Consider the following 11,954-nt stretch of genomic DNA (forward strand, 5'->3'; position numbering starts at 1 on the left):
GTTTTAGGTAAAGTCTGTGGCAGAGCAAAATCAATCAACCGATCTGGCGTTATCTGATAGCAGTGCTGACAGCACTATGTTAAGTACGTCTGATCTCGATACGGGTATTCAAAACCCAGATTTGGATGAGAAAAGCAGTTCTAAATTTGACATGGCTGTCGGTGATTTAGACCTGCTTCGTCAAGTTGTTCTCGTTCTGTCGATATCGATTTGTGTCGCTTTGATTGTGATGCTGTTTTTCTGGGTTAAAGAGCCAGAAATGCGTCCTCTAGGCGTTTATGAAACGGAAGAACTGATCCCAATTCTTGACTACCTAGATCAGCAGAAACTCGATTACCAATTAGATGGCAACACCATTTTAGTTCCTACGAGTGATTTTAACTCGCTTAAACTGGGTATGGTCAGAGCCGGTCTTAACCAAGAGAAACAGGCAGGCGATGACATCTTGCTGCAAGACATGGGTTTTGGGGTTTCTCAGCGCTTAGAACAAGAACGCTTAAAGCTAAGCCGTGAACGTCAGCTATCTAAGGCGATAGAAGAGATGAAACAAGTGCGTAAAGCACGAGTTCTATTGGCATTACCGAAACAAAGCGTATTTGTTCGACACAATCAAGAAGCGTCAGCTTCAGTATTCCTTACTCTCAAAACCGGAGCTAACCTCAAGCAAGAAGAGGTAGATTCTGTGGTAGACATGGTTTCAAGTGCCGTTCCTGGTATGAAACCGAACCGCATTACGGTTACCGATCAACATGGCCGCCTGCTAAGTTCGGGTAGCCAAGACCCAGCCTCGTCTGCGCGTCGCAAAGAACATGAACTTGAGCGTAAACAAGAACAGGCTCTGCGCGATAAAATTGATTCGATTCTTATCCCAATTCTTGGTTTTGGTAACTATACCGCCCAAGTGGATATCGAGCTGGATTTCAGTGCTGTAGAGCAGACTCGTAAGAGCTTTGACCCTAATACCCCATCGACTCGTAGCGAGTACACACTTGAAGACTACAATAATGGCAACGTCGTCGCGGGTGTGCCTGGTGCTTTAAGTAATCAGCCGCCAGCGGATGCATCAATTCCTCAAGATGTAGCCCAGATGAAAGATGGCACAACACTTGGTCAAGGGTCAGTCCACAAAGAAGCAACTCGTAACTTTGAACTGGATACCACCATAAGTCATGAACGTCGTCAGACTGGAGTGGTCAATCGTCAGACAGTTGCTGTGGCGGTTAAAAATCGCTCAGTGGTCAATCCTGAAACAGGGGAAACCAGTTACCAACCAATCTCAGACGCTGAGCTAAACTCTATTAGACAGATTCTGATAGGTACGGTTGGCTATAGCGATGCTCGTGGAGACTTACTAAATGTTTTGAGTATGCAGTTTGCTGAACCAGAAACAGAAACCATCGCAGATGTGCCAATTTGGGAACATCCTAACTTTAATGACTGGATTCGTTGGTTCGCAAGTGCGTTGGTAATCATTGTGGTGGTGTTAGTCCTTGTCCGCCCAGCAATGAAAAAACTTCTCAACCCTGCGTCTGATGATGACGATCAACTTTACGGACCGGATGGTCTACCTATTGGGGTTGATGGCGAAACCAGCTTAATCGGCGGTGACTTAGATGGTGGTGAGTTGTTTGAGTTTGGCTCAAGCATAGACTTACCTAACCTACACAAAGATGAAGATGTGCTGAAAGCGGTACGTGCTCTAGTAGCAAACGAGCCTGAGCTAGCGGCACAAGTAGTGAAGAATTGGATGCAAGATGCCTAACGAAATAGTTCCACAAGAAGTAGGCGGTGAGGTAGCAGAAAACACCGTGGATATATCAACCATCCCGGGCGAAGAGCGCGCGGCGATTCTATTACTCAGTCTGAATGAGGAAGACGCTGCGGGTATTATTCGCCATCTAGAACCCAAGCAAGTTCAACGAGTGGGTAGCGCTATGGCGCGAGCTTCCGACCTAAGTCAAGATAAGGTGGGCGCCGTTCACCGCGCTTTCTTGGCAGATATTCAGAAGTACACCAACATTGGTATGGGCAGCGAAGATTTTATGCGTAATGCACTAGTTGCCGCCTTAGGTGAAGACAAAGCGAATAACCTTGTTGACCAAATCCTGCTGGGTACCGGTTCTAAAGGTCTTGATTCATTGAAATGGATGGACCCACGTCAGGTGGCGAGCATTATTATCAATGAGCACCCCCAAATTCAAACGATTGTACTTTCGTATCTTGAGCCAGATCAGTCCGCTGAGATTCTTTCTCAGTTTGCAGAGCGTGACCGCCTAGACCTTATGATGCGTATCGCCAACCTTGAAGAAGTTCAGCCTTCTGCTCTAGCAGAACTGAACGAAATCATGGAGAAACAGTTCGCAGGTCAAGCGGGTGCTCAAGCTGCCAAGATTGGTGGCCTGAAGGCAGCTGCCGAAATCATGAACTACATGGACAACAACATCGAAGGTGTCTTGATGGATCAAATTCGCGATCAAGACGAAGATATGGCGACTCAGATTCAAGATCTGATGTTTGTCTTCGAAAACCTTATCGAAGTCGACGACCAAGGTATTCAGAAACTATTGCGCGACGTTCCACAGGATGCGCTTCAGCGTGCGCTTAAAGGTGCCGATGATGCCTTGCGTGAGAAGATCTTCAAGAACATGTCTAAGCGTGCTGCTGAGATGATGCGTGATGACCTTGAAGCAATGCCACCAATTAAAGTGTCTGACGTTGAAGCTGCGCAGAAAGAAGTTCTGGCTATCGCCCGACGCATGGCTGACTCTGGTGAGATCATGCTGGGTGGTGGTGCCGACGAGTTCTTATAATTTAATTAAGTAGGGTGCCTATGTCTGGGGAACGAAAACGCGGCTTTTTACGTCTTGATAACGACGATTTGGTTGAAAAACCAGAGCGATGGGGTATGCCTGATTACACGGCGCAAACCCATAAACAGGCGAAAAAGACAGCGATGAATTACGATCCTAGCTGGATGCCTATTGCTGAGCCTGTTGCCGAAGAGACGCCGAAAGCGCTAACCGAAGAAGAGATCGAACTGATCAAGCAGCAAGCTTATCAGGAAGGTCTGCACCAAGGCCAAGAAGCGGGCTTTAAGCAAGGCTACGATAAAGGCAAGGAGCAGGGCTTACAGGAAGGTCATCAGGAAGGTCTTGAAGCCGGAAAAATTGAAGGTGTTGCCGCTGGGCAAGAGTTTATTCAGCAGCAAGTGGAAACCTTTATTGGCTTAGCCAACCAGTTTGCTCAACCATTGGAGCTGATGAATGCTCAGGTGGAAAAGCAATTGGTCGACATGGTACTGACTTTAGTTAAAGAAGTAGTCCATGTTGAAGTTCAAATCAATCCTCAGGTTATCCTCGACACGATCAAACAATCGGTAGAATCATTGCCTATCTCTGGCCATGCCATCACCTTAAAACTCCACCCAGATGATGTTGATATCATTCGTTCTTCTTACGGAGAGGAACAACTGAGTTTTCGTAATTGGACTTTAATGAGCGAACCCGCCCTCAATCGTGGTGATGTTCAGATTGAGGCTGGGGAGTCGAGTGTTAATTATCGTCTTGAAGATCGTATTCGCAGCGTAATTCAAAGCTTCTGTGGGGTGAATCGCCACCAAGGTGGTGAGTAGTGCTGGCTCTTGCAGAACGCCTATCTCAATACAAAACCAAAGGTCTGACTTGCCGTCCGGTTGCGTCAGGTAAGTTGGTGCGAGTGGTTGGCCTGACGCTGGAAGCTACCGGATGCAGAGCGCCAATTGGGAGCTTATGTAAAGTTGAGACCATGCACGGCGAAATGGAAGCCGAGGTAGTGGGCTTCTCAGGTGACAATCTCTTCTTGATGCCTAGCGAGCAGATCACAGGTGTGCTCCCTGGTGCTAAAGTGACACCGATGACGAGCGAAACGGGTCTGCCAGTTGGGATGGAGTTGCTCGGTCGGGTTATTGACGGCGTAGGTAACCCACTGGATGGTTTAGGGCCGATCTACACCGAAAAACGCGCCTCCTTCAATGCGGATCCCATTAACCCATTAGCACGTAAACCGATTTCTGAACCTCTTGATGTCGGCATCAAAGCCATTAATGGATTACTCACCGTTGGTAAAGGCCAGCGTATCGGTCTATTTGCAGGTTCCGGTGTCGGTAAGTCGGTGACACTAGGTATGATGACGCGAGGCACAACGGCTCAAGTTGTCGTCGTGGGCTTGATTGGTGAGCGTGGACGAGAAGTTAAAGAATTCATTGAAGAAATCCTCGGTGTCGATGGTCGACAGCGCTCTGTCGTTGTCGCTGCGCCAGCCGACTCGTCTCCACTAATGCGTTTGAAAGGGTGTCAGACCGCGCTAACCATTGCTGAGTACTTTCGTGATCAGGGCTTAGACGTCCTGTTGCTGATGGACTCACTAACCCGCTTCGCGCAGGCACAACGTGAAATCGCTTTATCGGTAGGAGAACCTCCGGCAACCAAAGGTTATCCACCTTCCGTGTTTGCCAAATTACCTGCTTTGGTAGAGCGAGCGGGTAACGGTAGTCCGGAGCAAGGCTCGATTACCGCATTCTTTACCGTGCTGACCGAAGGGGATGACTTGCAAGATCCAATCGCAGACGCCTCACGAGCCATTTTGGATGGTCACGTGGTGTTGTCGCGTGAGATGGCGGATGCAGGGCACTACCCCGCGATTGATGTTGAAAAATCGGTCAGTCGTGTAATGCCACAGATCACCTCCGAAGAACATGTCCTAATGTCGAAAGCGGTGCGCCAAGTTCTCTCTATCTGTCGTAAGAATCAAGACCTAGTATCGATTGGTGCATACAAGCCGGGTACCGATCCGGCGATTGATGGTGCATTCACTCTCAAGCCTAAGCTTGATATTTACTTGCAACAAACAATGAAAGAGACCGTACCTTATGACATGTGTATCAACATGCTACGTGGTCTGCTGCAGGGTGATTAACGCTTATGGATAATGCACTGGAGTTTTTGTTAGAGCAGGCCAAAGAGCGCGAAAACCAAGCAGTATTGGCGTTAAACCAAGCTCGCAATGAGCTTGAAAGCTACTATCAGCAGCTTGAGCAAATTGAAAAGTATCGCCTTGATTACTGTCAGCAGTTGGTTGACCGTGGACAACAAGGTTTGACCGCTAGTCAGTACTCGCATTTAAACCGTTTTTTAACCACTTTAGATGAGACCTTGTCTAAGCAGAAGCAAGCCGAGTCGCATTTCAAAGGCCAGGTTAATAACTGCGAGCATAACTGGTTAGAGAGTCGAAAGCAGCGTCGTTCATACGAGTGGCTTATTGAGAAAAAACAAACCGAAAAGCAGCGTCTGCAAAATATCAGGGAGCAAAAGCAGATGGATGAATTTTCTACCCTTCAGTACTCACGTCGAATTTCGAACTAACCTCTCACTTCTGTGAGCAAAGTCATTCTTTGATTATCGTTGGCGTGTTTCTTGCAGACATCTAATCCAACTTGTATGCAATGAATCGGCGTCTTTGCCGCGTAGAGCCTTCTCGGCGTGAAGCAACTGAGAGTGAACCTGGTATGAATATCAATTTATCATCGGTATCGGAAAGTCCAAAAGTGACTAAGACCACCACTGACGGTGGTGACGCGAGTGTCGAAAGCTCCGAGTCTGGCGGTTTCTTTGCCAAATTAGCGGCGTTAATAAAAGGTGAGACTAGCACTAAAGAGAGCGCAGGTAAGGTAGAGGGTGCAGAGGCCAGTGCCGAGCAAACGTCGGTATCTAAAGGTGAGTCGGGCGTTAGCGACGTAAAAGCGCAAGCGACAGAGAGCCAAAGTGTCGATGAACTTCTCGTGTCTGATGAAAGTGAGGCGGAAGACGCTGACACAGCTAGGGTCACGAAAGATGTTGCTCAAAGTGCCAAGCCTGAGATCTCACAACAAGACGAAAACTCTCATTCAGCGGCGAAAATTGTCTCTGAAAATGACGAAGTATTGCAGCGACTTGATACTGCGAATAAAGCGCTACAACCGGCTGACGGCAAAGAGTTGCCACAGGATCAGATTGATACTCAACACCGTGTCTCACAAAAAATCTCGGCTGCAGAAGAGCAACAAAACGTCTCTTCTGACGCCACTAAAGTGACTGCAACTGACAGCCAGTCTAGACAAGAGATGGCCCCGAGTGGTGAACCAACCTCAAAAGTCAGTGACAGTGATAGCCTAAAGCAGCAAGTTGTTATGAAGGCGGACGGTGAAGACGTTATCGTACCCGCTTCAGCACAAAAATTTATTCAGCAAGACAGTCAAGTAGTTGCTGACGAAGAGAGCGGCAGTCAGGTGGCGCAACAAGCCGCAGTGTTAAGTGCCTCTGTTGCAAAGGTTAACAAAGACAACACGTTACCACAGGAAACGGCAGAACTGTCCGCGGTTGCCCTTGATGAGACAGCGCTCAGCGCAGAAGTCATGATGAAACAGAGCCCAGCCGACGGCTCTGAAGAAGAAAATGATGCCTCAGCTAATGATGTGGGGCTAGCGGCAGGGGCTATTGCCGCTAGCACAGTGGCGGCGACCAAGGTGACAGATAAGCCAAGTAAATCTTTAGCCACCGCACTAGACAGTGCACAGCCAAGCAACCAAGTGATGATGTCTGCGAGTGATGTGGCCAGTGAAGCACCGGCGGATGTAACCATTGCTGCCGCGGCTGTTACGGCAGGGGCGATTCCTTGGGCTTCCACCAATGAACCCGCGTTAACTGATGAAGTGTCGATCAAGCCAGAAACGCCACCAAAAGCGCAACAAGCGGCGGTGGCTCAGTCGGTTCATCAGGCACTTACCACACAGCAAGCTCAAGCCCAAATGGCCCAGACAGCGGCACAAATGTCGCAACAACAATCCGCTGTTTCTGCGATGCCAACGGACTTGATGGCAAGCCAGATGCAACAAGTGGCAGCAACGCCTCACGCGGCGCTTACACAGGATCAGGCAGTGCTTAAAGCGGCACTGGGTGCAAAAGCGGCAGGTTCGCTCGGTAAGCTAGTCGGCGGTAAAGATGGTGGTCAGCCCGCCTCGGAGTCGAGTTCGGCTTTTGCTCAGCAACTCGCTCAGGTATCGGGGCAGCAAGGCCCTAACTCGTTAGGTCAGATACGCGCAGAGCAAGCGGCGGCGCAAGTGCCATTGCAACTGACGCGAGAAATAGCTGGAGAACAAGTGGCAGAGCGAGTTCAGATGATGATGTCGAAAAACCTAAAGAACATCGACATTCGCTTAGATCCCCCTGAATTGGGTCGTATGCAAATTCGTATGAATATGAATGGAGATGTGGCTACGGTTCATTTTACCGTCGCCAATCAGCAAGCTCGCGATGTGATTGAACAATCAATGCCAAGATTACGTGAGATGCTTGCCCAGCAGGGTGTACAATTAGGTGACAGCTCAGTTCAGCAGCAGGCTTCCGGTCAGCAGCAGAGACGCTACGCAGATAACGGACAGGGTAATTCTGGTCAGGGAAGCAGCGGTCAGGGCTTGTTTGGTGAAGAAAACCTTGAACCAGACATCAATCTTGATTTGAATGTCGCTGCAAAGCGTGATGGAATTAGCTATTACGCTTAAACTGTAAAAAACAAAGAGATAGAGAACGTTAAGTTATGGCAGTTGAAGAAATCGAAACGGAAGCGCCCAAAGGCAAAGGTAAGCTGATCATTATCATCATTGCTGCCGTGGTGTTACTCGCGGGTGGCGGTGGTGCTGCATTTTTCTTGATGGGTTCGGATGATTCTGCGGAAACCGCTCAGACCACCCAGCCGCAAATGGCTGCGCCTGTCGATCCTGTCGCTTACGTTAATATTCCCCAACCGTTTTTATTTAATGTCACAGGCGACAAAAAAGATCGCTTAGTACAGATTAAGGTACAGTTGATGGTTCGTGGTTCAGAGAACGAAAATCTCGCCCGCTACCACTCTCCTCTGATTGAAAGTTCATTATTGAGTACGTTTGCGTCGGCGACCGTTGATCAATTGCGTACTGCCAATGGCCGTGTCGAACTGCGAGAAAAAGCGACCGACGACATTAAAGCAAGCTTGAATCGCGCGGTAGGTCAACCAGTGATTGAGCGTGTGCTATTTACCGATTTTGTAATGCAGTAGGTGATGCGTGACTGATCTATTAAGCCAAGACGAAATTGATGCCCTGCTCCATGGAGTCGATGACGTTGATGATATAGAAGACGAATCGCCCGAGTCGGATGCCAGTGCTGTAGACTTCGACTTCTCCTCGCAAGACCGCATTGTTCGTGGTCGTATGCCAACGCTCGAATTGATCAATGAGCGTTTTGCCCGCCATTTGCGGATTAGTCTGTTTAATATGCTAAGGAAGACGGCAGAAGTCTCTATCAATGGCGTTCAGATGATGAAGTTTGGTGAGTACCAAAATACGCTGTATGTGCCTACCAGCCTTAATATGGTGCGCTTTAGACCGTTGAAAGGTACGGCTCTGGTTACCATGGAAGCACGTCTAGTCTTCATTCTAGTAGAAAACTTTTTTGGGGGTGATGGCCGCTTCCATGCCCGTATCGAAGGTCGAGAGTTTACACCGACCGAGCGTCGAATTGTGCAGCTATTGCTGAAGATCGTTTTTGAAGATTACAAAGAAGCTTGGTCTCCAGTTATGGGAGTCGAGTTTGAGTACCTCGATTCGGAAGTGAACCCGAGTATGGCTAACATTGTTAGCCCGACAGAGGTGATAGTCGTCAGTTCATTCCATATTGAGGTTGACGGTGGTGGTGGTGATTTCCACGTGGTTATGCCGTACTCTATGGTTGAACCAATTCGTGAGTTGCTCGATGCCGGTGTTCAGTCTGACAAAATGGAAACAGACGTTCGTTGGAGCACGGCGCTTCGTGAGGAAATTATGGATGTGCCAGTCAACTTCCGTGTCGATTTACTAGAGCAAGATATCTCATTGCGTGATTTGATGGAGCTACAACCGGGTGACATCATCCCGATCAATATGCCAGAACACGCTGTGATGTTTGTTGAAGAACTGCCAACATTCCGAGTGAAAATGGGGCGCTTAGGTGAGAAATTAGCAGTTCAGGTATCAGAGAAAATTAAACGCCCTGATGTGGTTAAAACGGATATCGCCTTCCTCGGAAAAGATGTTATTTCTGAGTTAGAAGAAGACGATGGCGAAATCGAAGATTAAGAGAATAAATAGGTAACAGGTATGGAACCGAGTGACGACCAAAAACTGGCGGACGAATGGGCTGCGGCATTAGGTGAAGATCCGAATGCGCCAGATATTGATGTAGATGAAGTGATGTCCGCTCAGCTTGATGAGTTAAAGGACACTTCTTCGCCAATCTCAGACGATGAGCGTCGCAAGCTGGATACGATCTTAGATATACCAGTGACGATTTCCATGGAAGTGGGTCGCTCTCAAATCAGTATTCGTAACTTACTCCAGTTAAACCAAGGTTCGGTTGTTGAGCTAGAGCGCTTGGCGGGTGAGTCATTAGATGTACTGGTGAATGGCACCCTAATTGCGCACGGTGAAGTGGTTGTGGTTAACGATAAGTTTGGTATTCGTTTGACCGACGTAATCAGCCAGACAGAGCGCATCAAGAAACTGCGATAATGTTAGGTAACGTATGACTTTCAAAGTTAGAGAGTACTTACTTTACTCTCTCAGTGTACTTTCTCCTTCCGCACTGGCTGCCGCTCCAGGCAGCCAACTAGACTGGGCGACCACTTTTGGGTCGCTCGTGTTCGTTGTGGCCTTTATTTTGTTGCTAGCTTGGCTATTGAAACGCATGCGAGTCCCCGCATTGATCAATCAGAAAGGTCTGAGCGTTGTGCGCCAAATTGCGGTTGGGCATCGAGAAAGGATTGTGATTGTTCAAGCGGGTGAAGAGCAGTTTTTAGTGGGGGTGACGCCTCAATCGATTCAACTTATCTCAAAGCTGGATAAACCTTTGTCTCAGGAGGAGATGGCTAACGGTCCGTTTGCAAGTCAACTGACTCAGCTGTTGAAGAAGAATGATAAAAACAACTAATTTGGCGACCATTGTTCTGACGCTTGTACTGACCCTTTTTTCTGGGTTAGCGTTAGCGCAGCAAGAGATAGATACCTCGATTCCTGCCAATATCGCTCCGAGTGACTCGGTGACCGTAACGGCAATGGAGAAAGAGCAGGGCGCGTCTAAAACCATCTCAACCGGAAGTTTTACAGGCGGTGGTGGCGGAATTCCAGCCTTTACCATGACCACTAATGCGGACGGCAGTGAAGACTACTCAATCAACTTGCAAATCTTAGCCTTGATGACCATGCTCGGCTTCCTGCCAGCCATGGTTATTTTGATGACGTCGTTCACGCGTATTGTTGTGGTGATGTCTATTTTGCGTCAGGCCATGGGTTTGCAACAGACACCCTCGAACCAAGTGATCATAGGTATCGCCATCTTCCTAACCTTCTTCATCATGTCGCCAGTACTGAGCAAGATTAATGATGATGCGATCCAGCCTTACATCAATGAGCAGATAACCGCGCGACAAGCGTTTGACTTAGCTCAAACGCCAATGAAAGACTTTATGCTCAAGCAGACTCGGGTAAAGGACTTAGAAACCTTCGTCAATATCTCTGGTTCGACAGCGACAGCGCCGGAAGATGTGTCAATGGCGGTATTGATCCCAGCTTTCATCACCTCAGAACTCAAAACTGCATTCCAAATTGGTTTTATGCTGTTCTTACCGTTCTTAATCATTGACCTTGTGGTGGCTTCGGTTCTGATGGCAATGGGTATGATGATGCTATCGCCAATGATTGTCTCGTTACCTTTTAAATTGATGCTGTTCGTGTTGGTCGACGGCTGGAACCTGATATTGTCGACGTTAGCCGGCAGTTTCGCTTTGTGACGGGAGGAAGCCAATGACTCCTGAAATGTTTGTCGAGCTGTTTCGTGAATCGCTATGGATGGTTCTCATCATGGTGTGTGCGATCATTATTCCCAGTCTACTGATTGGTTTAGTGGTCGCTATCTTTCAAGCCGCAACGTCCATTAACGAACAAACACTGAGCTTCTTGCCACGTTTGATTGTGACACTACTGGCTTTGATGCTGTTTGCTCACTGGATGACGCAGATGCTGATGGAGTTTTTCTTTAGCATGATCGAGCGTTTACCCCAGGTTCTCTACTAGGTCTGACTATGGAGTATCCGACTAGCCTAGTTTTAGATTGGATCGCCAATTACTTTTGGCCCTATACCCGCATTGCTGCCATGCTGATGGTGATGTCGGTGACGGGAGCGCGATTCGTGTCTACTCGGGTACGTCTCTATCTAGGTTTAGCGATCACTTTTGCGGTGATGCCAGCTATCCCCGTGGTACCAGACAATATTGAACTAGTCTCTTTTGCGGGTTTTATGACTTTGCTAGAACAGATCATTATCGGTGTCGCGATGGGGACTGTGACCCAATTTATGATTCAAACCTTTGTTATTCTTGGTCAGATCCTCGGTATGCAGGCGAGTTTGGGTTTTGCCTCAATGGTTGACCCAGCGAACGGTCAAAACACCCCATTGCTTGGTCAATTTTTTATGTTCCTTGCAACCATGTTTTTCCTCGCGACCGATGGTCATCTCAAAATGATAATGCTAGTGGTGATGAGTTTTAAATCCATCCCAATTGGAACGGGTTCATTAACGACTGTGGATTTTAGAGAACTGGCGTTATGGCTTGGAATCATGTTTAAAGTCGCGCTGAGTATGTCATTGTCTGGAATTATTGCGCTGCTAACGATCAACTTATCCTTCGGCGTGATGACACGTGCCGCCCCGCAGTTGAATATTTTCTCGCTCGGCTTCGCTTTTGCTTTGATGGTGGGTCTATTGATTTGTTGGTACATCATCGCCGGACTCTACAACCACTATGAGCTATTCTGGTTACAAGGTGAACAACAGATCTGTTCCTTTATCAGGCTGAATTGTTAGGAGGCTGA

General features: G+C 48.0%; 13 protein-coding genes. All 13 read left to right on the forward strand.

All coding sequences use genetic code 11. The features are described from left to right. Nucleotides 1-16: 16 nt before the first annotated feature. Nucleotides 17-1,762 (forward strand): flagellar basal-body MS-ring/collar protein FliF, encoded by a 1,746-nt coding sequence (gene fliF, locus DA100_RS20030; protein ID WP_138973742.1) that lies wholly within the window; start codon nt 17-19, stop codon nt 1,760-1,762. Beyond that, a complete protein-coding gene (gene fliG, locus DA100_RS20035; RefSeq protein WP_138973743.1) occupies nt 1,755-2,810 on the forward strand; it encodes a flagellar motor switch protein FliG in 1,056 nt (351 codons plus the stop codon). The genes fliF and fliG overlap by 8 nt, the downstream gene beginning before the upstream one ends. A gap of 20 nt (nt 2,811-2,830) precedes the next feature. Next, nucleotides 2,831-3,631 carry a flagellar assembly protein FliH gene (fliH, locus tag DA100_RS20040; RefSeq protein WP_138973744.1) on the forward strand — a complete coding sequence of 267 codons (801 nt, stop codon included), beginning with the start codon at nt 2,831-2,833 and terminating at the stop codon, nt 3,629-3,631. Next, the gene (gene fliI / locus DA100_RS20045; RefSeq protein ID WP_138973745.1) at nt 3,631-4,953 is read left to right on the forward strand and encodes a flagellar protein export ATPase FliI; all 1,323 of its coding nucleotides are present in this window, start codon (nt 3,631-3,633) and stop codon (nt 4,951-4,953) included. Before fliH ends, fliI begins: the two co-directional genes overlap by 1 nt. Nucleotides 4,954-4,958: 5 nt before the next feature. Then, nucleotides 4,959-5,399: a flagellar export protein FliJ gene (gene fliJ / locus DA100_RS20050; RefSeq protein ID WP_138973746.1), complete on the forward strand. Its 441-nt coding sequence runs from the start codon at nt 4,959-4,961 to the stop codon at nt 5,397-5,399. Nucleotides 5,400-5,542: 143 nt separating this feature from the next. Beyond that, nucleotides 5,543-7,573: a flagellar hook-length control protein FliK gene (locus DA100_RS20055; RefSeq protein WP_138973747.1), complete on the forward strand. Its 2,031-nt coding sequence runs from the start codon at nt 5,543-5,545 to the stop codon at nt 7,571-7,573. 35 nt (nt 7,574-7,608) lie between these two features. After that, on the forward strand, nt 7,609-8,106 hold the full coding sequence (fliL, locus tag DA100_RS20060; RefSeq protein ID WP_138973748.1) for a flagellar basal body-associated protein FliL: 498 nt from the start codon (nt 7,609-7,611) through the stop codon (nt 8,104-8,106). A 7-nt stretch (nt 8,107-8,113) separates the two neighbouring features. Beyond that, complete coding sequence (gene fliM / locus DA100_RS20065) at nt 8,114-9,163, forward strand: flagellar motor switch protein FliM (protein WP_138973749.1); 1,050 nt, start codon at nt 8,114-8,116, stop codon at nt 9,161-9,163. A gap of 21 nt (nt 9,164-9,184) precedes the next feature. After that, nucleotides 9,185-9,595: a flagellar motor switch protein FliN gene (fliN, locus tag DA100_RS20070; RefSeq protein WP_138973750.1), complete on the forward strand. Its 411-nt coding sequence runs from the start codon at nt 9,185-9,187 to the stop codon at nt 9,593-9,595. Between the two features lie 13 nt (nt 9,596-9,608). Beyond that, nucleotides 9,609-10,013 carry a flagellar biosynthetic protein FliO gene (gene fliO, locus DA100_RS20075; RefSeq protein ID WP_138973751.1) on the forward strand — a complete coding sequence of 135 codons (405 nt, stop codon included), beginning with the start codon at nt 9,609-9,611 and terminating at the stop codon, nt 10,011-10,013. Further along, nucleotides 9,997-10,872 carry a flagellar type III secretion system pore protein FliP gene (gene fliP / locus DA100_RS20080; protein ID WP_138973752.1) on the forward strand — a complete coding sequence of 292 codons (876 nt, stop codon included), beginning with the start codon at nt 9,997-9,999 and terminating at the stop codon, nt 10,870-10,872. The genes fliO and fliP overlap by 17 nt, the downstream gene beginning before the upstream one ends. A gap of 13 nt (nt 10,873-10,885) precedes the next feature. Continuing rightward, nucleotides 10,886-11,155 carry a flagellar biosynthesis protein FliQ gene (gene fliQ / locus DA100_RS20085; protein ID WP_138973753.1) on the forward strand — a complete coding sequence of 90 codons (270 nt, stop codon included), beginning with the start codon at nt 10,886-10,888 and terminating at the stop codon, nt 11,153-11,155. 8 nt (nt 11,156-11,163) lie between these two features. Continuing rightward, nucleotides 11,164-11,946 carry a flagellar biosynthetic protein FliR gene (gene fliR / locus DA100_RS20090; RefSeq protein ID WP_138973754.1) on the forward strand — a complete coding sequence of 261 codons (783 nt, stop codon included), beginning with the start codon at nt 11,164-11,166 and terminating at the stop codon, nt 11,944-11,946. The last annotated feature ends 8 nt before the right edge of the window (nt 11,947-11,954 follow it).

Origin of the sequence: Vibrio sp. Hep-1b-8, from assembly GCF_006124995.1 — a bacterium.
GTDB lineage: Bacteria > Pseudomonadota > Gammaproteobacteria > Enterobacterales > Vibrionaceae > Vibrio.